The organism is Paenibacillus ihbetae, from assembly GCF_002741055.1.
Taxonomy (GTDB): domain Bacteria; phylum Bacillota; class Bacilli; order Paenibacillales; family Paenibacillaceae; genus Paenibacillus_AQ; species Paenibacillus_AQ ihbetae.
The window spans coordinates 6270981-6295504 of record NZ_CP016809.1 but is presented as its reverse complement, the minus strand read 5'-3'; the positions used below and the strand labels follow the sequence as shown (position 1 = coordinate 6295504).

At 48.4% G+C, this 24524-nt stretch carries 25 protein-coding genes; 7 read left to right on the top strand and 18 right to left on the bottom strand.

Annotation, left to right across the window (positions count from 1 at the left end; genetic code table 11):
- Window positions 1–3: 3 nt before the first annotated feature.
- From BBD41_RS28255 to BBD41_RS28245, 3 genes are all read right to left on the bottom strand, one after another.
- Window positions 4–828: an isocitrate lyase/PEP mutase family protein gene (locus BBD41_RS28255; protein WP_099480027.1), complete on the bottom strand. Its 825-nt coding sequence runs from the start codon at window positions 826–828 to the stop codon at window positions 4–6.
- Window positions 829–1164: 336 nt separating this feature from the next.
- The gene (locus BBD41_RS28250) at window positions 1165–1599 is read right to left on the bottom strand and encodes an SRPBCC family protein (protein WP_099480024.1); all 435 of its coding nucleotides are present in this window, start codon (window positions 1597–1599) and stop codon (window positions 1165–1167) included.
- A gap of 2 nt (window positions 1600–1601) precedes the next feature.
- Window positions 1602–2102 carry a MerR family transcriptional regulator gene (locus BBD41_RS28245; protein ID WP_099480837.1) on the bottom strand — a complete coding sequence of 167 codons (501 nt, stop codon included), beginning with the start codon at window positions 2100–2102 and terminating at the stop codon, window positions 1602–1604.
- 324 nt (window positions 2103–2426) lie between these two features.
- Here BBD41_RS28245 and BBD41_RS28240 point away from each other — a divergent pair, with 324 nt between their 5' ends.
- Both BBD41_RS28240 and BBD41_RS28235 read left to right on the top strand, forming a co-directional pair.
- A complete protein-coding gene (locus BBD41_RS28240) occupies window positions 2427–2765 on the top strand; it encodes a DUF1801 domain-containing protein (RefSeq protein ID WP_077566555.1) in 339 nt (112 codons plus the stop codon).
- A gap of 105 nt (window positions 2766–2870) precedes the next feature.
- Window positions 2871–3380 (top strand): SRPBCC family protein, encoded by a 510-nt coding sequence (locus tag BBD41_RS28235; RefSeq protein WP_099480022.1) that lies wholly within the window; start codon window positions 2871–2873, stop codon window positions 3378–3380.
- A 134-nt stretch (window positions 3381–3514) separates the two neighbouring features.
- Here BBD41_RS28235 and BBD41_RS28230 read toward each other — a convergent pair whose 3' ends face one another.
- From BBD41_RS28230 to BBD41_RS28220, 3 genes are all read right to left on the bottom strand, one after another.
- Complete coding sequence (locus BBD41_RS28230; protein WP_099480020.1) at window positions 3515–4045, bottom strand: hypothetical protein; 531 nt, start codon at window positions 4043–4045, stop codon at window positions 3515–3517.
- Between the two features lie 355 nt (window positions 4046–4400).
- A complete protein-coding gene (locus BBD41_RS28225) occupies window positions 4401–6440 on the bottom strand; it encodes a serine hydrolase domain-containing protein (protein WP_099480018.1) in 2040 nt (679 codons plus the stop codon).
- A 252-nt stretch (window positions 6441–6692) separates the two neighbouring features.
- Window positions 6693–7430, bottom strand: a complete 738-nt coding sequence (locus BBD41_RS28220) for an SDR family oxidoreductase (protein WP_077566559.1) — start codon at window positions 7428–7430, stop codon at window positions 6693–6695.
- A gap of 185 nt (window positions 7431–7615) precedes the next feature.
- Between BBD41_RS28220 and BBD41_RS28215 the strand changes: the two genes are divergently transcribed.
- Window positions 7616–8521, top strand: coding sequence for an AraC family transcriptional regulator (locus BBD41_RS28215; RefSeq protein ID WP_099480001.1), 906 nt, complete (start codon window positions 7616–7618; stop codon window positions 8519–8521).
- A gap of 57 nt (window positions 8522–8578) precedes the next feature.
- On the opposite strand, the gene BBD41_RS28210 is transcribed toward BBD41_RS28215, so the two are convergent.
- Entirely contained in the window at window positions 8579–9973 is a 1395-nt protein-coding gene (locus tag BBD41_RS28210) for a sensor histidine kinase (RefSeq protein WP_099479998.1), read from the bottom strand.
- Window positions 9973–10686, bottom strand: coding sequence for a response regulator transcription factor (locus BBD41_RS28205; protein ID WP_099479997.1), 714 nt, complete (start codon window positions 10684–10686; stop codon window positions 9973–9975). Before BBD41_RS28205 ends, BBD41_RS28210 begins: the two co-directional genes overlap by 1 nt.
- Before the next feature lie 152 nt (window positions 10687–10838).
- On the opposite strand from BBD41_RS28205, the gene BBD41_RS28200 reads away from it, so the two are divergent.
- Genes BBD41_RS28200 through BBD41_RS28190 form a run of 3 tightly spaced genes read left to right on the top strand, consistent with a single transcriptional unit; the run spans window position 10839 to window position 13260 of the window.
- Window positions 10839–11762 carry an ABC transporter ATP-binding protein gene (locus BBD41_RS28200; protein WP_418304239.1) on the top strand — a complete coding sequence of 308 codons (924 nt, stop codon included), beginning with the start codon at window positions 10839–10841 and terminating at the stop codon, window positions 11760–11762.
- Window positions 11762–12517: an ABC transporter permease gene (locus tag BBD41_RS28195; RefSeq protein ID WP_269467199.1), complete on the top strand. Its 756-nt coding sequence runs from the start codon at window positions 11762–11764 to the stop codon at window positions 12515–12517. Before BBD41_RS28200 ends, BBD41_RS28195 begins: the two co-directional genes overlap by 1 nt.
- Window positions 12518–12528: 11 nt before the next feature.
- On the top strand, window positions 12529–13260 hold the full coding sequence (locus tag BBD41_RS28190; RefSeq protein WP_099479993.1) for an ABC transporter permease: 732 nt from the start codon (window positions 12529–12531) through the stop codon (window positions 13258–13260).
- Between the two features lie 151 nt (window positions 13261–13411).
- On the opposite strand, the gene BBD41_RS28185 is transcribed toward BBD41_RS28190, so the two are convergent.
- Window positions 13412–13738: a DUF2992 family protein gene (locus tag BBD41_RS28185; protein ID WP_099479991.1), complete on the bottom strand. Its 327-nt coding sequence runs from the start codon at window positions 13736–13738 to the stop codon at window positions 13412–13414.
- A 68-nt stretch (window positions 13739–13806) separates the two neighbouring features.
- A complete protein-coding gene (locus BBD41_RS28180; protein ID WP_099479989.1) occupies window positions 13807–14304 on the bottom strand; it encodes a DinB family protein in 498 nt (165 codons plus the stop codon).
- A 224-nt stretch (window positions 14305–14528) separates the two neighbouring features.
- Here BBD41_RS28180 and BBD41_RS28175 point away from each other — a divergent pair, with 224 nt between their 5' ends.
- A complete protein-coding gene (locus BBD41_RS28175) occupies window positions 14529–15434 on the top strand; it encodes an NAD-dependent epimerase/dehydratase family protein (protein WP_099479987.1) in 906 nt (301 codons plus the stop codon).
- Between the two features lie 204 nt (window positions 15435–15638).
- Here the strand turns inward: BBD41_RS28175 and BBD41_RS28170 are convergent, their stop codons facing one another.
- From BBD41_RS28170 to BBD41_RS28135, 8 genes are all read right to left on the bottom strand, one after another.
- On the bottom strand, window positions 15639–17894 hold the full coding sequence (locus tag BBD41_RS28170; RefSeq protein ID WP_099479984.1) for an ATP-binding cassette domain-containing protein: 2256 nt from the start codon (window positions 17892–17894) through the stop codon (window positions 15639–15641).
- A 132-nt stretch (window positions 17895–18026) separates the two neighbouring features.
- Window positions 18027–18620, bottom strand: a complete 594-nt coding sequence (locus BBD41_RS28165; RefSeq protein WP_099479982.1) for a YdeI/OmpD-associated family protein — start codon at window positions 18618–18620, stop codon at window positions 18027–18029.
- A 275-nt stretch (window positions 18621–18895) separates the two neighbouring features.
- On the bottom strand, window positions 18896–19672 hold the full coding sequence (locus BBD41_RS28160; RefSeq protein ID WP_099479980.1) for a TerC family protein: 777 nt from the start codon (window positions 19670–19672) through the stop codon (window positions 18896–18898).
- A 542-nt stretch (window positions 19673–20214) separates the two neighbouring features.
- Window positions 20215–21420, bottom strand: coding sequence for an outer membrane protein assembly factor BamB family protein (locus tag BBD41_RS28155; protein ID WP_099479978.1), 1206 nt, complete (start codon window positions 21418–21420; stop codon window positions 20215–20217).
- A gap of 360 nt (window positions 21421–21780) precedes the next feature.
- Window positions 21781–21981, bottom strand: a complete 201-nt coding sequence (locus BBD41_RS28150) for a helix-turn-helix transcriptional regulator (RefSeq protein ID WP_007128225.1) — start codon at window positions 21979–21981, stop codon at window positions 21781–21783.
- 10 nt (window positions 21982–21991) lie between these two features.
- Window positions 21992–22372, bottom strand: coding sequence for a DUF2178 domain-containing protein (locus BBD41_RS28145; RefSeq protein ID WP_077566571.1), 381 nt, complete (start codon window positions 22370–22372; stop codon window positions 21992–21994).
- The gene (locus BBD41_RS28140; protein ID WP_099479976.1) at window positions 22365–23588 is read right to left on the bottom strand and encodes a hypothetical protein; all 1224 of its coding nucleotides are present in this window, start codon (window positions 23586–23588) and stop codon (window positions 22365–22367) included. Before BBD41_RS28140 ends, BBD41_RS28145 begins: the two co-directional genes overlap by 8 nt.
- Window positions 23585–24334, bottom strand: a complete 750-nt coding sequence (locus BBD41_RS28135; RefSeq protein ID WP_223260578.1) for an ATP-binding cassette domain-containing protein — start codon at window positions 24332–24334, stop codon at window positions 23585–23587. Before BBD41_RS28135 ends, BBD41_RS28140 begins: the two co-directional genes overlap by 4 nt.
- Between the last annotated feature and the right edge of the window lie 190 nt (window positions 24335–24524).

Here is a 24524-nt window from a genome sequence, read left to right as displayed (position 1 = left end):
CTGTCAGAGTCTCAATAAATCGTCATAAGTAATTTTAGAGGTCGAAGTCACCGGCTCAAAGATGCCCCTCTCCAGCATTTCTTGTCCGATGGACTGCAGGAAGGATAACACGGCTCTATAAGGTCCCGAACCGGTGCTGATTCGTTGGATGCCGAGCGCTTCAAGTTCATGGGCCGAAGGCAATCCGGGTGCAGCCAATACATTGATGGGAGCGTTAATTTCTTGCCTGAGTGTCCGGATGTCTGTGAGCGTCTTGATACCGGGGACAAAGATGCAATCTGCCCCTGCTTCCTGATAAGCATGTGCCCGTTTAATTGTTTCGTCGAGCTTATTGAAAGGAGTCTCTAACTTGATCCAATAGGGATCCGTTCGGGCATTGATAAAGACAGGAATGCCAAGGCGTTCCCCGAGCTCTCGGATGGCGTCGATTTTCTTTTGCTGAAATGAGATGTCTTGCAATGGCTTTTGCGGATCCATGGTGCTGTCTTCAAGATTGATCCCCACCGCCCCGGCGGTGATTACCTTTTTAACCGCCTCTGCAGCGTCTTCAGGCGTCTCCCCATAGCCGTCCTCGATATCCACGGTTACGGGAATGTCGACAGCATGGACGATGTTGCGGACGGCATCCAGCATCGTGTCAAACGGCATGCTGCGGTCCGCATATCCATAAGAAGCGGCAATGCCTGCACTGGTCGTACCCAGGGCTTTGAAGCCGCATTGCTCGAAAATTTTCGCGCTTGCCGCATCCCACGCGTTAGGCAAAATAAAGAAGTTCGAGTGAAGCTTTTCGAAATCGATTGCCTTTTGAATGGATTGTGTCCTTTCCATTGTACGCCTCCCAATTTCAAATTCTTCATTATATGTACCCGAGTCCATGATAAACCGAATACTATTCGATTGGGATCGAAGTGTGGAATGCTTGTGTTCACTCCGCTCCTGAGTACGCCAGAAAAAGAACAGAACCGTTCTCGGCAAACCGTTGAGCCAGACCATAAACGCTCCTACTCGTAAAAGAAAAGACAGCCTCAGGAATAGATGTCGGCTGCCTTCAATTATTATATGGAACGTTCCGTCAACTGTGTAAGCTAGATATAATGTCTAAGGTCAATCGAATTGGCAAGAAAGCCTTGTTTCATCCTCACCTACGATTGTCGTCATAACCACTTATTCCAGTGATTTGCCAAGTGCATCTAGCATTTCATTCGTGCCATGCTCGCGGATCTCCGGTGAATCATGCCCGTCGAAAAATGCCCCTTGCTCGGTGAATACCAGCCTCGTGCCGCCTTCGGTCGGGATGAGCTCGACGGTTGTGATTGAAACGGACATCCGAATATCGTCCGAATCCAGGGAGTAGCTATAAACGATCCGCTCCTCCGGCACAATCTCCTGATAGTATGCGTCAAAGGTAAAGACCGGCCCTTCCGGCGGACCTCCGCTGCTGTACTCCCGTCCACCGACACGGAATTCAAAAATTTCGGGTTTCGAGAACCACTTTGCTTTGGAATTGGCATCGGACCAAGCTTGATAGACCCTTGCAGGCGATGCGGCATAAGTTCGCTCCACAACGAAAGTGGCGTGTTTAACAAAACGTTCAGTCAAGGTTATTCCTCCCTAAGTGTTGATTCTTCTTCTCCCACGGCAAGAAAATCGCCCAGCAAATCAAGTCGCTGCTCCCACACGGTCCGCCGCTCGACAACCAGTGCCTCATGGCTTTTTTTCATCATTTGCAAGAGTTCGGTGAAATCTTCCACAGCTAATGGAGCATTGCCCTCTATCGATTTGGATACATGCTGAAGCTGTTCAAGGAGCATTTGCTGCAGCTTGATTTGCTCCTTAATCCGGGTCATCTGCAGATTGATGATCTCCACCGGGCTGATCTGCCCGTCTTTTAGGACCGACTTGATCTCCTCCAAAGATAAGCCCAATTCCTTCAGTGATACAATCTGCTGCAACTGAGACAGGTCGGATTCGTTATACAGCCTGTGACCCGACTCGGTCTGAGCGGATGGCGAGAACAAGCCGATTTGATCGTAAAATCGCAAAGTTCGCACGGTGAGCCCTGCTAGTTTGGCAAGGTCCCCCACTTTCAAATATCGTAACATCAGAAACTCCTTCGTTAGCGCTAACGGTTTGCCGGTAGCTTCAGTATAAAAGATGACGTAACGTAAGGTACAAGCCATAATTTCATTTTGGTATAAAAAAATGTCCAGCCCTCCTGAGGAGAAGCTTGATTCCGGTTCTTTATCTTCATGCGATAATATCCAACTCAAGTTTCGTGTTTATCCTAGAAGTGCTTTATGAATCCTTAGATCTAGCTGATATGTAATTTCGGACATCCTCTCCATAAATATTCCTTTACAGGAATATTCCTAATGTGGTATATTGAATTCAGTAAATAATTTCCTGGAAAAAGGAGCTGAACTGGATTGAATCAAGAAGTAACCTCTTTTATCGAAAACCTTGGTAAACCTTGGCAGGTTGAAGTTTCGAATCGCCTTCGCGAAATGGTTCATGAAACCATCCCGGAGGTCGAAGAGCGTATCCAGTACAAAAAACCGCATTTTCTTAAGAATGGACACTACGCCGCAGTTATTTCGCCCTCCAAAGACGCGATTGCATTCATGATTATGAATACTGCCGAGCTGGAAGTGCCGAAAGAATTTGAAGGGCCGCCCGAGCGGAAGTGGTTGAAAATCCGTGAAGGCGATTTACCGGACTACGGACGTTTAAGTCAATTGCTCGAGAAGGCGTCCAGTTCGCTTTAATATAATCGAGTAGGCAACTTGTATAAACCAGTTCAATGGATTGGAGCATGATGTGCAGGAACTTCAGATGGATCATCCTAATTAGGAATTCAAGGAGGAGATATAATGAATGAGAATCAGATTGAGAATCATGAATTGATATTGACCCGTGTATTTGACGCTCCACGTGAACTCGTATTCAGGGTATGGACAGATCCGGCACACTTTGGCAATTGGTGGGGCCCGAAGGGCTTTTCACTTAACATCGCAAAGATGGATGTACGTCCGGGCGGCATGTTTCTGGGCAGCCAGAAATCTCCCGAGGGTCATGAGCTATGGGGTAAGTTCGTTTATCAAGAAGTGATAGCACCGGAAAAACTGGTGTTTGTTCAATCCTTCTCAGATGAAGGAGGCAACACGGTTCGGGCACCTTTCGATCCGAATTGGCCGCTCGAAATTATCAATATTCTGACACTTACTGAAGAGAACGGGAAAACTTCGCTCACCTTGCGCGGAGGCCCATATAACGCCACGCAGGAAGAGCGGAACGCATTTGAAGGAATGCGACCTATGGTGCAGCAGGGCTTTGATGGCACATTCGAACAACTGGACGATTACCTGTCCAGCCAGAAATAATATCGATTGTCTTATCTTGAAGGCACCCGGAAAGAACGGACCAACCGTCATTTTCCAGGTGCTTTTTTTGCAGTCAAAGAAAAACTTGAACAGTAAGTTATTACCATTATAATCCAACACATGGCAGCAGTCTATCAGTCTTGCAGGGTAGCTTCCTCTAATAATTGTCTTCTCAGGGGGATTACATGGATCTCTTTGCTTTTGTTGAAGCTTGCCCCCTTGATTATTTTGTTGGGCAGAGGATAAATCGAGATGAGCTGTTCATATATTTCCATTACCTCTTCTCGGTTATCCTTTTTAATATGGTGAGCGAGAGCTTCAAACTTCGAAATATCTTGTTCCCGATACCAGTCATAACCAAGTGCTATAGATTCGGCGAGCATATCACGGGATTCTTGAGGAACTTCTGTGTGTTCAAGATAGATCTTTACGGCGTACATCATGTTCGACCCGTACAATTCCCCAGTTCGGTTAGATTCTTGGCCTTCAGACTCCGTTTGCGGCTTGAGATCCACAGTCTCTCCTGCATCCTGTGCCGAAGCCTCTTCGGGAACGGATGGATGGTTTCGTTGATTTGCCTCCCCGGTGCTATTGCTGCACCCGGCACTAAAGGCGAGTGATAAAATAATGGCGATTTTACCCCCATTTTTAACGAAATGCTTCAAGTTGAACTCCCCCTCATGCTTCAAAAAAAAGATTTTCCACTGTGGCATTATTCTACTATAAAACCATTATTTTCTTTCAATTAATTTTCCACCCCTTCCTTTTGGCAAATAAGTGATAGTAGAAGCATGGTGCCCGCGAACCGAGCAGAAGCAAGTATCCTTGCTACGCTCGTACAACCATCCTGTTCCAACAGATTTGCTTATTTTAGTAGGCGCATGAAGCAACGCATGAAAAAAGCCGCCATTGGCGACTTTTGCGAGTAACTTCGATCTTGTTCAAACCGCATTTCATGCAACTAACGTTACCGGTTCATCGCTTCGTTAAGAACACAAGTGCAATGATTCTTCTAAAGCGTTAAGCAGAACCCGGCAACGGTAAACTTGTCGTTCCCAGGAGGTATAACAATGCTGCCGCTTCCTTGCGTGTCATGACCTGCTTGGATCGGTAATCGACGGAGCCATCGGAGGACGATAACACATCTGGACCGTAGAACTTGTTTCCGACGATATTGCTCACCGCGTCAACGGCCCATGAATCGGTCTCCCCGGTTAGCTTTGCTTGCTTTGGCGGATGTCCTAGCAGGATGGCAAGACGCGAAGCCATCGCTGCCGCCTCCTGACGGGTGATCAGACGGTCCGGATTAAACAAGCCCTCTCCGGTCCCTGTCACAATCCCCATATCAAATGCTGTCGTGATTTTACCCGCCTCGATCCGGCTTGCCGTGTCCCTGAATGCAGGCGGGCTCTTTGAAGGGACAGCACCAAGCCAGTTGACGAGCCAAATGGCGAACTCGGCTCTACTTATCGGTGCATCCGGGGAAAACCTTCCATCCAGCCCGGCTTGAACAACGTGAAGCTGATGCAAGCCGTCAATGTAGGACGCGTAAGGATGGTCCTCGCCAACATCCTTGAACCTCTCGGGAACAGGCAGCTTCTCCGACCACGCCGTCGGGTTCGATTTGGAGAATAAGAATCTGATGGTCCCGTCCTCGTTTTCTTGAAACGCCACCGGACTTCCTACCTCATCCTCGAACAGCAGCGGTTCGACTTGTTGAAGCGTGTGTTTTCCCATTAAATCTTCAAGGATAAGCACGCCATTCTGTGCCTTGATTCGAGTAGTCAAATAAGCGACCCGCAAATCCCGATAGATGCCTTCGAATCTTTCCAATTGATCCTTGGCAGGTGTAATGTAAGTTGGTTTGCGTTCAGCCGGATAATACCGGTCCATGAACGCTTCAAATAGATGGTTTCGAAGATCGGAGTTATTGTTGTACACAATAAAGGCGCCAACTTTCTGCTCGGGAAGCAGCCACATCCATGAAGCAAAGCCGGGGATGCTCCCTCCTTTTCCGATCACGTATTGATCGTTGAAATTGTGATGCATAGCGAATTCAAACCCGTACGTCATCGTCGGCACCTTCGGATGAATCGCCTTTTGCACGCTTTGCATCTCTTGTACCGTTTCTTTCTGAAGTATGCGTGCCCCTCCAAGCGATCCTTCGTTCAGATGGGCGAGCATAAACTTGGCCATATCGCTCCCCGTCGTCAGCATGCTGCCCTGGGGCATATCGGTTGGAATCGTATTGTAGGGCGGCAGCGCCTCTCGCCGTTCATTGTAACCGGCAGCAAGGCTTGATTCCATTCCAGGGGTTAATACGAACTGGCTGTTCTTCATCCCAAGCGGCTTGAAAATGTTATCATTCACGTATTGATGAAACGGCTTACCGGACACTTGCTCGACAATATAACCTTGCAGCATGGAGGCGAAATTATCATATTTATATACTTCGCCCGGTTTATGAATGACCGTTGGCATCGTCTTGATGATGTAATCTTTAAGCGGCGTAACGGCGGACAAATCGCCTGTGATCATGTCGCCCGGCGGCGGGTCTACGAGATCAAAGCCGGTCGTATGCGTAAGCAGATGCTCCATCGTTAGCCGCGAGCCGGTATTATTTTTTAGTTTCACGTCGCCCATGTACTGCTGGACGTCCTGTTTCAGGTCAATTTTGCCTTGTTCCACTAACTGCATAACGGCTGTGGCCGTTATGGCTTTGGAAACGGATGCGATTCGAAACCTGGACTGTTCCGGGTCTACGGGTTTTCTTGCCTCGAGGTCAGCGTATCCGTACCCTTTCTGCAGCAGCACTTCTCCATCCTTTACGACAACAAATAGCGCTCCGGGCACTTCTAAAGCCTGAATATCGGGGCGGTTGAAAAACGCGTCGGCAAAGCCTTCGATATCACGCTCATTCAATTTGGCTGCCCTCTGGGCCTGCGCCGAATTTTCTTGATGCGCTCCGGCTGCAGGTACCACAGGCACGATGATACAAGCGGCCGTAACAACCGCCAAAGCCGAAAGCATCGTTTTTTTCCACATGGGGATCGTTGCCATGTAAGCTGCTCCTTTCTCACTCCAATCCGCGATTACAGCGAAATTGCTAGACATGCATAGAGGTCTTGTCTTCGATGCCGGATCCGACTTTATTATTGTATTTCTCCGTTCTTTCTAATGACTTTCCCGAATCTTTCAATTACCTTACAAATAAAGCAGAGACATATCGTCGTATTCCAAGCTCTCTAAAAAGACAAAAGCCGCCAAAGGCGACTTTTTCAAAGGACTTTTTGTCTTGCCCTCCATCTAATGCTAATTAAATCCGCCATTAATGCGGATCGTCTGTCCGGTTATCCACCGGGCTTTGTCGCTGACAAGCAGTTCGATCGCATTGGCAATGTCCCCGGGTTCGCCAAGTCGTCCGAATGCGTTCATTCGGCGATAGGAATCAATCAGCTCCGGTGACTTGCCGCTTAAGAAAAGCTCAGTTGATATTTGGCCGGGCGCTATGCAATTGATGACGATATCTCTGGGACCGAATTCCTTCGCCAATTGGCGGGTCAGCTGCTCGACTGCACCTTTCGTAGCAGCGTACACGCTGTACGTCGGAAGCATCGCTCCTGATATCGAGGTCGAGAAGTTAATGATCGCCCCCCCTTGCTCCATATGCTTCATCGCTTGTTGACAAGCGAAATACGTTCCCTTCACATTGATCGCGAAATGCCGGTCAAAGCTCTCCTCCGTCACGTCCTCAATCGCCTTACACTCCATGATGCCGGCATTGTTAACCAGAATGTCCAGACGTCCAAACCGCTCAATCGTTTCCGCGAACAACGCTTCAACTTCCCCTACCTTGCTTACATCGGCGCGAATTGCTGCCGCTTCCCCGCCGGATGCCTCAATGGTCTGAACAACCTCCTCCGCTTTCCCCGGATTCGAGGAATAATTGACGACCACCTTCACTCCGGAAGCAGCCAGTTGAATCGCGATCTGCCGTCCGATTCCCCGGGAAGCCCCGGTAACGATTGCCACTTTTCCATGTAAATTCATATTCGTTCACACCTTTACCTTCAATTTATGTCGGTTACCCGACTGGATTGACTCTGTGAACTCATTATATGGAATGAATGGCTTATGCCGTTAGAACATACCTATTCAATCCTTGCCTAATTCTCTTCCTTCCCGATATGATAATAGCAACACACTCCGACTGATCTGGAAAGGATTTTGTAAATATGGACGAATTCCTGCGCAAGGAGCAAGCCTTGAATCAATTGGCGGATTTAATACGCCGCCACGCTCCGTCGACTGGGACGCATTTGACGCCGATCCCTTCGTTGATGCTGATGCATGCCACGACATTGTCTGAGCCGATGGAATCCGTATATAAGCCATCGATTTGCGTCGTAGCGCAAGGAGCCAAAACAGCAACAACAGCCAATGAAACCTACCGATATGATCCCTCGACCTATTTGGTGACTTCCGTCGAACTGCCAATCATCGGAAGGATTATTGAGGCTTCGCCCGAAACCCCGTATTTAAGCCTGAAACTGAGCTTCGATGCAGACATCATCCTGGATATTGTCAAGGAGTCGAATCCCTCCGATAGATCACCGAGGGAAGCTTCCCGCGGCATAACGGTGAACCGTACTTCTCCACCTTTGCTCGAAGCCATGGTTCGTCTTATGCAGCTGCTCGACGAGCCAGATCATATTCCTTTCCTGTCACCGCTCATCATCCGCGAAATTCTGTACCGCATGCTCCAGGGTGAGCAAGGCGCGCTTATCTATCAATTTGCAATGATCGGCAGCCAAGCACATAATATTGCCCAGGCGATTCAGATGATTAACCGGCAATACGACCGTCCGCTCGTCATTGAGCAGCTTGCTCAATCTGTCAACATGAGCACTTCGGCTTTCCATAAACATTTCAAGCGGGTTACGGCAATGAGCCCGTTGCAGTATCAGAAAAGCTTGCGCTTGCAAGAAGCCCGCCGACTAATGGTGACGGAGGCCGTGCAAATCTCAGAAGCCGCCTTCCGCGTAGGCTATGAGAGCCCCTCGCAGTTTAGCCGCGAATATGCCCGTATGTACGGACGGCCGCCCATGCTGGATATTCAGGAGCTTCGGGATTCGATATGAGTCATGGTCCGTATTCCGATTAGGGGGAGCGTTCCTCATCTTGATTGCATTTCATTGTCATTGTTCATTGAGATATAAAGAAGCGGGCATTTTCAACACCGCTTTTAATCCTTTCTCTGAATCGCTCGCCAGTATCAATTCACCTTGATGAGCTTTGGCAATCCTTGCTACCATCGGCAGCCCCAAACCATGACTTTGAAGGTCGGATCGGATTCGTCCGGAAGCGTAGGGAAGTGATATGACGTCGGCAAGTCGTTCTCTCGGAATGCCTTTCCCGTTATCGGATACCACAAACAGATTGAACGATGATCCAGCAGCCTCCGTCTTCAATTCAATTTTACAGCCGTCCGGGTTATGACTAATGCTGTTCTGCATCAGGTTGGTGATCGCCCGATACAATAAACGTTCATCTCCTCTTACGCTCAAACTCTCGTCCGTAATATGAATGGAGATCTGATACCGTTCATCAAGACCGTTGTTTAAAAAGTCGGATACAACCTGCCTAGCTAGTACGGAGAGACGAATCGTCTTTAACTTTAACGGCTGCATTTCGTATTCAAGCATGGATACCAAATTCAGATCGCTCACCAAGGATCGAAGGCGTTCCCCTTGACGACGAATAATAGCAGCATGCTGTCTCTGTTCGGTCGATAATTCCGGCTGCTCCTCCAGCTCACTCGCATAACCCATAATCATGGACAACGGCGTCCGGATATCGTGAGATATGCCTGCAATCCAGTTCGATCTTGCCTCGTCCCTCGCTTTGAGTGCTTCGTTCTTCTCCTGAAGCATTCGAGATGTCGAATTTATGCTTTGGGACAAGTCATTGAATATCCCCTTCGTATCCAACTGAACCGTATCCCCGTTGGAAAGCGCATGTATTCCTTGAATCAGCGGCCTAATTCCTTTAATCACTCTTGTTCCGATGAGCACCGATACCAGCAGTGCGAGGGCAACATTGCACGCTAACAGCAGTAATGCTCGTATAGGTAGGGACCTCAGCCACTCCGTCAAGAAGTCAAACTGGTATTTTCCATAGGTGCTTTTAGGATATCCCAGTACCAGTAATCCGTCCGTATGCTCCCACATGAAGACCGGGTAATCCATCAGATAGTATCGTGAGAATTTAGCTACGTCCGTCACATCATAGGATTTCGGTATTTCCGAAGGAAGTCGTTCACTCCACTGCACCTTCCCGCCCGGACTCAGCAGCATGGCCCAGGCCCGGTTCGTTTTCAGCTGTTGCGCAGCCTCATGTGTCAGCACGTATTTTCCATGCCTCTGATCTAATCCATACGCAATCTGCTGTACTACCGCTTCAGGAGAAGGACTCTTATGATGTTCCTTAAAGATCAGTGAACCAAGCAACACCAGATTGAACAGCAGCAGAAGCAAGGAGACAAGAATCGTCGTTCCGACAAAACGTCTTAATATCCGAATGACGCCATCCATCAATTGGACTCCTGCGTCAACAGTTTGTACCCAAGTCCGCGAACGGTTAACAGAAAGACCGGATTCGACGGATCATCTTCGATTTTTTCTCGAATGCGGCGTACATGCACCATCAGCGTGTTCTCATACCCGAAGCTCTCATCTCCCCACACAGCTTCGCACAATGCGTCGGTTGTGACGATTCTGCCCTGATTCTCGTACAGCTTTATCAGTATGGCGTGCTCCTTGGCTGTCAGCGAAACCTCTCTGGATGTTCCACGGACGACGGCACTATCCAAGTCCACCGTTTTGTTCCCCAAACGGAATACAGGCAATCGTTCCACCACGTTGGCGGCGTAGACCCGCTTCAAAATGGCAAACAATCGCAATATAAGCTCTCTTGGAAGAAAAGGCTTCACAATATAATCATCCGCACCGAGGCCCAGCCCGAGCAGCCTGTCCTCATCCTCCCCCCGTGCGGATAGAAACAGTATCGGCATGTCGGAGAACGACCGAATCGAAGAGAGCAGCGAAAAACCGTCTCCGTCCGGCAGCATCACATCCAAGATGGCCGCATCAGGCTTTTCCAATTTGCTTATAGCCAAGGCGTTCACGGAATTGCCCGCGGCATAAATTCGGAAGAAGCCTTCCTTCCGAAGAAAACGTTCAATCATTTCCCGAATCTCGGGTTCGTCATCAACAATCAGTATTTTTTTATTCTTCATCGCGTCCAAATCATATCACCCATACCAGTATACATGATAAGGACGACCACCCGATATTTCCCAACGTTATTTAAGGTAAATGTAAGATTATCTTCAGGCGAGCGCAAGCATCTTGTTCTATATTGGAGGGCAGATACATTCATGAAATGGAGTTGATATCATTGATCAGAACGTCATTCCCGATCGTGGAGACCCATAATCTGTCCAAAACTTACGGTGGCTCGCACAGCGTAAATAAGGTGAATCTGGAAGTGCATGCCGGACAAATTTTCGGTTTCCTGGGTCCGAACGGGGCAGGTAAGACGACCACGCTAAAGATGCTCCTTGGCCTCATCAAACCTACCGAAGGGAAGATAAAAGTGTTTGGTAAAGACTTGGAAGCCCACCGTCCGGAAATCTTGAATCAGACAGGCTCTCTGATCGAATCCCCTTCCTATTACGGCCACCTGACCGGATATGAGAATCTGAAGGTCATGCAGCGTCTTCGGAGCTTGCCAAGCAAGAATATTGACCATGTGCTCAAGATCGTCAGGCTTGAGAATCATAAGCATAAGAAGGCCGACCAATACTCTTTGGGTATGAAGCAGCGACTCGGCATCGCCATGGCGCTGCTTCCCTTTCCCAAATTGCTGATACTCGATGAACCAACAAATGGACTTGACCCGGCAGGTATCGGCGAAATCCGAGAGTTGATCAAATCTCTGCCCCGGAAGTATGGGATAACCATCCTGCTCTCCAGCCATCTCTTGTCCGAGATTGAACAAATCGCCACGTCTGTAGGTATTATCAATGATGGAAAGCTGCTTTTTCAGGGAACGATGGAAAGCCTCCAATCCGGGAACAAGACGACTATTTCTTTTAAGACCGCGGACCCGGCAAGAGCCGAGGACCTCTTGTTAACGCAAGGATACTTGCCCACAATCAAAGCGAAGCAGCTTATGTTTAACCAACTAGCGGATGAAGAAGTTTCAAGAATCAATCGGCTGTTGGTAGAACAGGGTATCCCTGTTACCCGGATTGAAGAGCACAAAAAGAACCTGGAAGACATTTTCCTTGATCTTACCGGAAAGGAGCGGAGCCTGTAGTGAAAGCTCTCTTCCTTGAATATTTCAAAATACGCCGCAAACGTATTTGGATGATGCTCACTCTCTTTCTGGGGGCAGAGATGGCGTGGGCCTCAATGTCCCTGAGCATCTCCATCTCTCGTAACACGGACAATGCCAGCTGGGAAGCCTTAATTTTCAGCATCTCCTCTATGAACGGGCTGTTTCTCCCGATCATTTCGGCTATTGTGGTCTCCCGTGTTTGTGACATGGAACATAAGGGAAACACGTGGAAGATGCTAATGACAACCAATACGGGTCGCAATCAAGTCTATGCAGCAAAGTACATATGCGCAAACAGCCTGATCCTGTACGGCATTATTGCGCAGGCTGTATTCATCCTTGGGTTCGGATGGTTCAAAGAGATCGGAGGGGACATGCCTTTCCTGCCGCTTCTTCAATTCGTCATCGGAACGATGATCACAACACTGTTAGTTATCGCCCTTCAGCAGTGGCTATCCCTAACGGTACGCAATCAGGCCTTCGCCCTATGCCTGGGACTGCTGGGCGGATTTATCGGAACGACATCCGGCCTGTTCCCGCCAGGGATTCGCCAGTTCTTGCTCTGGTCCTACTACATGGATCTTAGCCCGGTTACGTATGTATACAGCACTGCTTCGACAACAGGCTCGTATGTATCCGGCATGCCGCCCGCCGGTTTGCTGATCGCCGCCATGCTATTGACCGTTATTCTTTATTTTGCAGGGAGCTTTCACGCTTCCAAACAAGAGATTTAGGAGGGAATGCCATGATAAGGATTTTATCCGCCGAGTGGCTCAAACTTCGCCATTCCCGAATCGGTATGGTACTGGCGATCCTGCCGGTGATCAGTCTGCTCATCGGATGTTTTAATTATTATTTCAACCGGTCGGCCCTGCATAACGGGTGGTACAGTTTATGGACGCAGGTCAGCTTGTTTTATGGTGAGTTCTTTCTGCCGATTCTCATTGCCATTTGCTGTGCTTTTATTTGCCGTCTGGAACACATGAATCGCAATTGGAATATGATCCTGGCTGCCCCGATATCCATCACCAATCTATTTGTTGCCAAGTTATTTACCGTAAGCATGATGATCTTTGCTGCTCAAGCCTTTTTCATGTTGATGTATTGGTTTGCAGGTCAACTCTTCTCAATTCCGGGTCCTTTCCCAAAGGAAACCGTGTTGTGGAGCTTGCGCGGATGGTTCGCATCCATCTCTATTTCAGCGCTGCAGCTCGGGCTTTCCATACGGTTAAAGAGCTTCTCAACGCCAATCGGCATCAGCCTATGCGCCGTTTTTCTCGGGATCGGTCTGTATGTTCTAAATCTCGGCATGCTATTCCCCTACTCCCTGCTAACCATAGGCATGGGGGTTCTGAGTCAAAAAGGTCTGACCTTTGCGGAAAACATCGTGTTTATGATAATGAACATTTTTTTTATCCTGTTACTTGGTACCTGGTCCATCAGCCGCTTGAAACATAAAGACGTCGTTTCCTCTTGATCCCAAGAATAAAAATGTACTAAAGATCAAAGACTTCGGCAGTTTGATCCTATGATAAGTGCTCCATAGCCAGTTTTAATGAGATTCACTTCCCCTTTAGAACAATGAAGAGACAATCTATTCGATCGAATAGATTGTCTCTTCAGGCATGTTACTTGCCGCGATGTTTTGCTTTCAACCTTTGGATGCGCAGCTCGCGCTTCCGTTCCTTTAACGCCTCACGCTGATCCCGGGACTGGACTTTCTTCTCCTTTTTACGCTGAGCATATTCAAGCTTCAAGGCTTCCTGAGCAAATGAGGATACGCCTCTTCGCTCAAGCTCCCGGGACACCTTTCTGGCCAGACGCTTGGGATTGACCCTGCGGTCTCGCTCAATGGAACCTGCGAACACTTCCTTAGACAAACGGGTGATGATTTGATCCAGATCATTCTTAATGAAATCTAATATCTCCTGATCCTTCGGCTCCTTGCCGACCATCTTGATCTGCTTTTATCAACCGCCGGCAGCATATACGGGCTCTCTGTGACTTCTCTAAGCGTCTTCGTTCAGCTGCCTGCCTCATCGGCCGATGGACCATAGAAGCCCGGAACCGGAATATCCAGCAGCCGCAAATACACCCCGAGCTGCGCCCGGTGGTGAATCATATGGCTGATGCCGAAGGTGCGAAGCGCGGTGACCCGAGGCTGTCGCAGGATAATATGGTCGCTGCTCCGCAAGGTCCATTCCTCGCCAAGGGCCGCCTCATCACATTCAGCTAGCAGCTGTTCAAGCTTGACGACGTTTGCGTCGAATTCCTCCAATACGTCATTGGGTCTTTGTAAAGCCTCACGCCGAAGCGGCACAGATGCAAGATCGAATTCAGGGTACTGAAGAATGGCGATTTGCCAGTTCAGAATGTTGATCAGATGCGTGGCCAATCCGCCAAGCGTCATGGATTTCTCATGCGGCTTCCACGACATATGCTCTTCGGGCAAGCGCTCCAGAATGCGGCGTGTAGCACTCAACTCCTGCTTGGCGTCTCCTATAATCCATTGTTTCACCATCGTTTTCCTCTCCTTCCTTATAAAGCTAGCATACTATAAACCCGGTCGGGTGAACATCATGGATTGGTCGCTTGTTTACCAGATCTAAGTAAGAGAAAGCTTATATACCTTACCTTTATTTTTAATATCCAGAATGCATTAAAATCATGAATCAACGGGTACTCTAACTGGGGATTCAGGTGCAGCGTGCTGTAACCGGAAAGATCAATAAGGGGCGTGACAGGATGAAAGTAGTGGTGACCGGAGCAGCCGGAAAAATCGGCCGATGGACGGTGAGAACAATAATGGAAGCCGGTCATGAAGTGATAGCGACCGATCGAAAATTGAGAGAGGAATCGGCTTCCAAAAATTTTATTCAAGCAGAGTTGCGTGACTATGGTCAGGTTTGTCAGCTCTTGATGGGATGTGACGCTGTAGTTCATCTCGGGAATATACCAACCGATGTGCGAAATACCCCGCAAGCTATATTCGAAAATAATATGCTGGTTAACTTTAACATTCTTGAAGCTTGTAAGGATTTTAAAATCCCGAAGCTGGTTTGGGCGTCAAGTGAGACTGTGTTGGGTTATCCGTTCGTTCCCGAGCAGCTGGCTTACCTTCCAGTGGACGAAGAGCATCCGACAACAGCAAAGTCGTCTTATGCCATGGCCAAGTTACTTACGGAACACCTAACAGGAATGTATCATAAGCTGACGAACCAACAGCTGGTCTCCCTTCGCTTTGCCAATATGTATGAGCCTGACGAGTATGGAAAAATCCCGATTATGCATTGGAATGAGGAACAAAAAGATATTCAAAAGAAAAACGCCTGGGCTTATTGTGATGTTAGAGATGCCGCAAAAGCTTGCCTGCTTGCCATCGAGAAGGATCATTTAGGAAACCAGGTGTTTCATATCACCGCACCGGACACGATTATGCCTGATCTTAGCGGCGATTTGGTTAAACGATATTTTCCCAATGTACCCTTAAAGAAAGAGGTTCAGGGGCACGAGACCTTGATGGCAATCGATAAGGCCAAGAACGTTCTAGGATATGAGCCGCTGTATTCATGGCGAAATGTACTCAATCCAGATGGTACTCCGAAGGTGCTGCCTGACGACCAGCTAGCTCTATCGAAAACCAACATTTAAAATCACATTCAAATACCCGAAAAGCAATGGTGACCTACGTTCATCTATTGCTTTTTTATGTTCCTTTATCAATTTCCATGGCAGTGCCATTCTCCAAACGAATGCTATTCATCCTCTACGGAGGGAAAGACTGCCGAAGTTACCAGCAGTCTTGGTTAAGCATTCTATGCGATTCTATGAATCTATTACAATCATGGTTTGGAATTATGACAAATATTTTCCCGTTATCGACTGTTCAGCATGAATGATATCCGATGGCTTGCCCTCGAACACCACTCGGCCTCCCCGGCTTCCTCCGTCCGGTCCCATATCGATGATCCAATCCGCCTGGCTGATCACCTCGAGGTTATGCTCGATGACGATGACCGTATTGCCGGCATCTACAAGACGGTTCATGATTCCTAGAAGATGCCCGATGTCTGACATATGTAGCCCAGTTGTGGGCTCGTCCATCACATAGATGCTCCCCTTCTTATACAGCTCGCTTGCCAGCTTGATCCGCTGGCATTCCCCGCCTGAGAGCGTGCTGAGCGGCTGGCCGAGCGTAATATAGTTCAACCCTACGTCATACATCGCTTGAAGCTTGCGCACAACTTCTTTTAGCTCAAAGAATTCCAAGGCCTGCTCTACCGTCATCTCCAGCACTTCTGCTATGGATTTGCCGTTCAGCTTGTACATAAGCACCTCTTCCTTAAACCGTTTGCCACCGCATACTTCGCACGGCAGCTTCACGTTATCGAGGAAGGCCAGATCTGTATACACGACACCAAGTCCTTGGCAGTTCTCGCATGCCCCCTTGGAGTTGAAGCTGAACAAGCCTTGATTGACTTTGTTGGCGGAAGCAAACGCCTTGCGCACATCATCCATGATGCCCGTGTAGGTTGCAGGATTCGAGCGAGTTGACGCGCCAACAGCAGACTGGTCGATGACGATGGCATCCGGCTGCTGGCTGAGGAAAATATCGTTGATCAGCGTACTCTTCCCCGAGCCGGCGACTCCTGTCACGACGGTCAGTACGCCGGTAGGAATATCTACGCTGACATTCCGAAGATTGTGAAGCGTGGCTTCCCTGATCGGCAGCTTGCCGGATGGCTGTCTGCATTCGCGCTTCAGCTGCAGCGGCCGCTTCATATGGGTGCCTGTCAGCGTACCGGACTCCAGCAAGCCCTGATAGCTTCCCTCGTACATGATCGTACCGCCCCGGCTGCCGGCGTGAGGTCCGACGTCAACGACATGGTCCGCCACCTTGATCACATCAGGATCATGCTCGACGACAATGACGGTATTCCCCTTGTCGCGCAGCTTCTGAAGCAATTCATTTAACCGGTGTACATCCCGGGGATGCAATCCGACGCTTGGCTCATCGAATATGTACGTAACATCGACCAGACTGCCGTTCAGGTGCTTCACCATTTTGATTCGCTGCGATTCGCCCCCGGACAGCGTATCGGTCTCGCGGTCCAGCGTCAAATAATCAAGCCCGATATCCACCAGGTGCTGCAGCCGTTCAATTAACGATTTAACCATCGGAGCAGCGACAGGATCGTCGATCTCACGAATAACGCGGATGAGCCGGCCGACCTCCATAGAAGACATCTCGGCAATATTCATTCCATTAATCCTGCAGCTAAGCGCTGTTTGACTAAGTCTGGCGCCGCGGCAGCTCAAGCAAGGACCTTCGGAAATGAAAGGAGCGACTGCTTTTTGCGTGCGTTCGGATTTCGTCTTCACATCCTGCTTGATGTACTTGTTGGTGAACTTCTCAATGACGCCCTCCACGGTTATATTCGTTGCCTTACCGGCAAAATCCATTTTAACTTTTCTTGCTTTGGAATACAGCAGCTGCTCAAGTTCCTCCTCCGTATAATCGCTCAGCTTCTTATCGAGATCATAATCGCCCGACTGCACGATCATGTTCCACTCCCAGCCGTTCACCGAGTAGTCAGGCAGCATAATTGCCCCTTCGTTGAGCGACTTTGACATGTCCACCGCCTTGCTCATGTCAACGCCCAGTCGACGGCCGATCCCGCTGCACTCGGGACACATGCCTTGGGGATCATTAAACGAAAACATGTTGGCTTGTCCGATATAGGGCTGTCCAATTCGGGAGAAGAGAAGCCTCAGAATGGGAGAAATATCGGTGATCGTGCCCATCGTCGAATGGGAACCACCGCCTAGCCGCTTTTGGTCGACAATAACGGCCATGCTCAGATTCTCAATTGCGTCCGCGTCCGGCTGCGGATAACGTGGGAGAAAATTGCGTACGAACATGCTGAAATTCTCATTCAGTAATCGCGTGGACTCGGCAGCGATCGTATCGAACACAATGGATGACTTGCCGGATCCGGACACCCCGGTGAAGATGGTGATTTTACGTTTGGGAATACGCAAGGATACGTTCTTGAGATTATTCTCCCTTGCCGATGAAATCATGATATATTCCTGATTCGATTCGCTCATGGCCGACATCCTTCCAAATCGTGCGATTTTAATAGGAAACTAATTAGTGACGATTTGATTGTATGACACCATTTGGTGTCGTGTCAACCGATTGCTGCCAACTGTGACAAACGTTTTACTCATTAGCACATCCTAGTCATTTAATCCCTTCCCATCAAGAATATGCTGCACATATTTTTCAACCCTCGACGCACGGGTTTTAGACTGCCTGGGTTGAGAGAAATAATGAAGATACGCTCTTTGCCGTCCCGGCGTCAAGCCTTCAAATGACGCTTTTAAGCCAGGGATTTCCTCGAGCTTGTGCTGAAACTCATCAGGAACAGAGTAATCATCCGTCTTCTTAAAATTGACTTCCAAGCCGGCCTTTTCAATCTCAATGGCTTCATAGATGTAGGCTTTCAAGATTGGTTCTAATTCATCAATTTCTGCAGCATTGGTAAACCGAATTTGGCGCGCAGCCTGTACATTCTCCGTTTGTTGGATTAGGATCCCATGGGCATCTTGTAATAAGGCGCCTTTGTGAAACAGCAGCGCACAATATTCTTTAAATCCGTGGATTAGCACGATGTTCTTATCCTCAAAGGTATAGCAAGGATGCATCCATTTAAAATCTTCGGTCAGCTCACAGTCAAGAACAATAGCCCTTAACTTCTCATATTCTTCTTTCCACTTTCTAGCTTTACTTAAAAATTCATCAACCTTCGGATTCAGATTTTGAGTCGTCACTTTAAGCCCCCTCCTCCATTACGTCGATCCTTAGTTCGACAAGGAATGATCAAATATAAATCAGTATGTCACGGTACCATGATATTAATTTAAGTGACGATCCATTTTGAAACAAGCCTTAATTAACGAACGACATTGTTGATAAGCCATAGCCATCCTTGGTTTCAATCGAAGCAAGCCAGTGTTAATCCGGCAGGCTGCAAAACAAATGAAAAATGGCCACCCCTCTACAGGATGGCCATCTGTCATTCATATAGGAAGCTCGAAGGTTTAGCCTAAAGCGTATCGGCTTGTGACTGTTTTTTATTCGCAGGCGCAAACCAACCGAGAAGGGCTATCGCCACCAATACGCCATAGAAGATCAGCGTCCAGGCTGTGCTATGCGGAAAATGATGATCCAGCACAGCTATATCCTCATGAGCCAAAGTAATCACGACAAGCTTGACGCCGACCCATGCTACGATGGCATAAGCCGTGGTCTCCAGTGCCGGCCGTTGAGCTAGCAGCTTAACAAACCAGGTCGCCGCGAATTTGATCAGGATGAGCCCGGCGACGCCGCCAAGCACGACAACCATGAATTTACCGGCGTCCATACCGCCGAAATCTCCAAGCGGCGAATCCGGCAGCCCCAGCGCCAAAGCCACTGCAGCAAGAATGGAGTCAATCGCGAAGGCGAGATCCGCAAGAGCAATCTTACCTACGGTAGGCCAGAAGCCTTTTCCCTTAACATCCTTCTTGATATCCTCGCGAATATTTTTGTTTTCCTTGCCGAAACGCGCTTTGATTATGTGTTTTAAGCCGAGGTATAGCAAATACGCAGCCCCGATCGCTTGAATTTGCCAGACGTTCGCAATAAACGAGATGGCAAACAGGGCAGCGAACCGAAAAACAAAAGCCATGATAATTCCGTAATTGATGGCTTTCTTCTTCTGGTCATCCGGTAAATGCTTCGCGATTACCGCCAGAACAAGGGCATTATCCGCTGATAGTAAACCTTCCAATCCGATAAGAATCAGTAATGCCCATGCATACTCCAACCAAAGTGACTCCAACAGTACTTCCCCTCTCTGATGTTTAGAATGTCATGACAAGCTCCCTGCTTTGAACCTCCAAGCTTAGAAGCAAAGGGGATTTTCCTACTTACATGGTACCCCGTATCCCCTTTCGATATTTACGTTGTCATTTAACGTCTCGTTTCATTCATCTTCCGGTTGTTTTATCTTGTTTCGTAAAAATCTCAACACCTTTCATTAAAATTGCCACCGCCACACTTTTTGTCGATGAATATAAATTAGTGTCCTTTTCGGCTAAAGATAGTATACCAACAGCCTGCCACGATTCATAGTGACTGTTGATATAAAAGAACCAGAACGAATTTGGATACAAAGTCGCAGAAATCGCGAGCTTCTTGTGTAAACCTTCCAACTCTCTTCATCCGTGTACGTCAGGATTTATCGCAGGACTCCCAAAGTAAATATCGATTAATTTAGATATAAAAAAACCGCTAAACACGAAAGAACATTGTGTTTAGCGGCTTCATCATGTGGAAGCTCCTAATTAGAGCATGGCACGTCAGCTATTGTGTAATCATTTATTATTTAGCAACTGGTTTCTTCACGCCGCTGATCTGTCCGCCATGCTGAACGACAAGCACGTCCTGTCCGATGAGCGTCGGCAATGGCGCACCCTTGTACTGAGCGGTGGCCAATGTACGTCCACTGTTCGTATCAAGCGCCAGCAGTTTACCGTTTTTCAGTCTTACATAGGCAAGGCCCCCATCCCCGAGCGACCACTCAGCTACACCTGTTTCAAATTCATAGGTTTTATCCGGCTCGGCTTTGGAACGGCTATCCGTCCGGAATCGGGAGACGACAGCTTTCTTTTTACTCTCGTCATACTTTTCAATGACATAGAAGAATTCACCATCAGATACGACATCGGATGCACTTTGGTCTTCCACGAAATCCACCGGTATGTAGGAGCGGGTAGCAATCCGTTTTCCGTTCTCCAAGCTAAGTTCATCGATGTTAGCTGCATATCCGGCATCAATGCCCTCGGTTACGTCTCGCGAATAGAACGATTTGTCATTTGAGAAGAGAATGTCCTGATGATCACCGTCGTTTTGTGTCCATTTTACTTTGCCGTTCTGAGGATCGATTCCCTGTAACCCGCTCGTGGTCAAAGCACCGTCGATCATCGTGGTTGCGACAAGGATTTTTCCTGTTTGCAGCAGTTTGTACCCATGGGCGCCGCCCTTCAATTTCCACTTCACCTTTCCGTTTGATGCGTTGTAGGCCGTCAGACCGAACGCATCCCCGACATAGATCACACCATCGGCTGCATGCAAGCTGTGATTCACATAGCTTTCTTTCTTACCTGGCTGCGATTGGGTTTTAACCTTCCATTGCAGCTTCCCTGTTGCGGCATTGAGCTTGATCAATCGGCCAGTCGCATCCGTAAACCATACCGATTTGCCGTCTGTTACGGTCTGCGAGACCGCGGCGGCAGGATACGTCCAGCGGGTTTTGCCTGTCAACGCGTCAAAAGCAATATATTTCTTCCCGACGGAATAGTAAAGGCTGTTCTTAATTAATGTGGTTTGGGGGCTGATCTTGCTTGGATCTCCCAACGTCTTCGTCCACATCGGTTTCAGATTATAGGAAGACATGTCCACAGCTGACGCAGCAGAAGCTATATGTCCCGGCCCCGGCAAAATGGAAGAAATCGGCGATGCGAGAAGAGCCGCAGCCATACTTGTTACGACGAGACGAGAAATGGCTTTCTTATGATTCATATTCATTGATGTATTCCTCCTATGATTAGATATACATATACCAGACGCTGAGGTAAGACAAAAGGTTGCATAATAATGCTACAAAATCCAAAATATTAAAAGGAATTTAAAATCATCCAGAATCAGCATTCTACGAAACTATGAAGTAACTGGATCGGACTCACAACGACAACAGGGATATAGGGTCGTGAGAAACCTTAACAAGTTGAACCGACTTGTGAGAGCGACACGACCATCCTCTTTATGGATAAATGTTATTGTATTATGACTGAATAGTTTTTTCAAGAACCACTTGGTTTTATCACAGGCGTACGAAATGACGCATTTGCTTGGATGCTATGGCCCCTCAAATGCATCTTCGTATGTTTAGTCGAATATAAACAGCTCCTCAATGGGCGCTCCAACTGCACGGGAAATATCGATCGCCAGCTTTAAGGAGGGATTGTATTTCGCCGCCTCCAGACGGATGATGGTTTCTCGGCGAACCCCTACCTTGCCCGCCAGCTCATCTTGGGTCATTCCCGCTAACTGCCTGTATTTTTTCAAATTGCATTTGAATGGTTCCATGGGCATCCACCTAACAATATTTATCCAGATAATAAAAAGTTATGGAATACGTCAGAAACGTAGCTGCCCAACCCGCTGCGCTCACAATGATCATGAATTCTCTCGTTCCGAAGGCGAACATGCTGCCCATTCCAATGATAAACAAACATGCGGCCGGCACCCACATGGTGATGGACCTCGCCTTCTGAGCATTCATGTAATACCGTTCATCCGGCATCTCAGCTGCCAGCTTCCCATTGAAATAGAAACTGAAAAAACTAAAAAAACTAAAGTAAAACAACATGGCTGGATCATGGGTCTTAAAATACTGCAGCCCGTTAAACCCCAACAGGCCGAGCAGCCATCCGTGCTTTCCAATCCGTACGTAACGCTTCCTCTGTCCCTTATACATTCCTGATTCCTCTCCTGCGGTTAAAAATCAACGCCACCTCGATCCCTACCAGCAGAGCGATAAGGTATACGGCTGCATCCATGCTCATCACCGCGGCTGCCAGCAGGCACATCATCAGCGGCACGGCATATTTGCGGGGATGGTGCCATAAGTCGCTCTCCACCCGCCATTTGTGCACGGGATATTTCCACTCGAGCCAAACGGCCGCAATGGCGGACTGGGCGGCAAATACGATGCTAATTACATAATACACGATTTCTACGGACCCATGAAATAGAAGCCAGGAGACTAAGAAGATCATGTAGATGAACAGGTTTACGATCAGTATAAACAGACCATACGGAACGACGGTACGTTGAAGCTGGCCCGGCAGCATTTGGATTTTCCGGTGCAGCCCGCGATTGCTCGACAGCAGGATGCCGATCGGCGTGTTAAAGGACAGCACCGCGAATGCGAGCGGCAGGTACGAGCCCAGATGCATCTGCTCGAGCATAAACGCCATGAAACCCGCAAATACACATAACGCAAGCGTATTGTATAAATAGCTTTTATGCGAGATTAGGTAGCGTACAATGTACCGCAGGAACGAAGAGCTTCGAAGCGGTGCCGCATGGCTATCCTTCATCCTCGAGTCCTTGTAGAACCGGTAAGAATCCGTCCGATGCAGCACGAACCCTTGGAGGATGATGCTAATCAGCAGCCCCGTCAACCGATAGGACGGCTCAGGGAGCAGACAGAGCGCCGCTTGGAGGAGTATCCAGAGGCAGGCTGCGATCCTATTGCCGCCGTTCAGCAGGGCAAATACGATGAAAGCAGTCAGACCCGCATTCAAGAAGCTCAGCAGAAATGCTGGTACATGCATAGCCGTGAATGAAGAAAAAGCAAGGTAGAAAACAAGGATGTACGAAGTCTTGGTAACCAGGGTATACAGAGCAACCGCATAAAAATAGGCGGCGTTGAAAATACCAGGCCTGAATGGAAGCATGAACGCTCCCTTCAGCTTCCTCCGGTTATCGTCCGATGCCAAGGTTTTCAGTACGATACCAAACGTAAATACGGTTATCGCCGTCATAAATACGAGCAAGGACACCTCATAATGGCGATCCAGGCTGCTCAGCGCCGCATAGATCGCGGTTAAGGCTATGGCATGCTTCCACAATCGATCGTAACTTGCCCCGAGGAGCTTTTTGGCGAACCCATGAAATGTCGAGATCACTTGTTCAATACACCTCTGATGTGCTCGGGATCCATCTCTCCTTGCAGGAAAGTGTGACGGATCGAACCGGCTTCCAGGATGATGATGCTGTCCGAGGTTAAGCACAGGCTCTCAAGCACATGGGATGAAAACAAGATCGACCCATATTTCCTGTACTCGTTCATCAACCGGTACAAAAACTCCGTGCTCTCAAAATCCAGCCCATTGACCGGCTCATCCAGCAGCAGCAGCTCCGGACGAAGAGCAAATCCCGTGATCAGATAGGCCTTCCTCCGGCTGCCCATCGATAATTGGCCCAAGAATGAGCTTCGGTATTTCTGAAAGTTGAAGCCCTCAACGAGTTCATCCAGGATATCATTACGAACCTCTTGTCCGTAGGATTGGAACACATGTCTTACATATTCCTCGAACGTGAAATACTCAAACGACTCGTCCTCTGAGAACACGGTATACCGGTTTCGCTTAAAAGCGGGACTTGTGAGCGAAGCATCCTCCTCCTTCCATTGGAGCCGCTCAAGGGAATATTGCCGGTGAATGCCGCTCAGGACATGGATCAACGTGCTCTTGCCGGCTCCGTTCAATCCTACCAAACCGATAATCTGATTCGGGCCGATATCCAATTGAAGATTTGAAATGACGGCGTCCGTTTCCGCACGGTACCAAGCACGCAGTCCCGTGATGGTTAACAATTGCTGCTGCCGTGTCCGGTTATTGATTGCGGACTTTCCAACTTCTCCAGCCTGCATAGACAAATAGAACGCCTCCTGCTAGAAATAATAGAGCCAGCGGGTACGATTGTTGGATAATTCGTTGAACGCCAATCCCGATCCAGAGCAGGCCCATCCCGAAACGAAGAACCATTTTCATCCTCATCATCCCTCTCCAATGTGACTTATTTGTATCTTTATGTGATAAATATATCACCTTTTATACAGA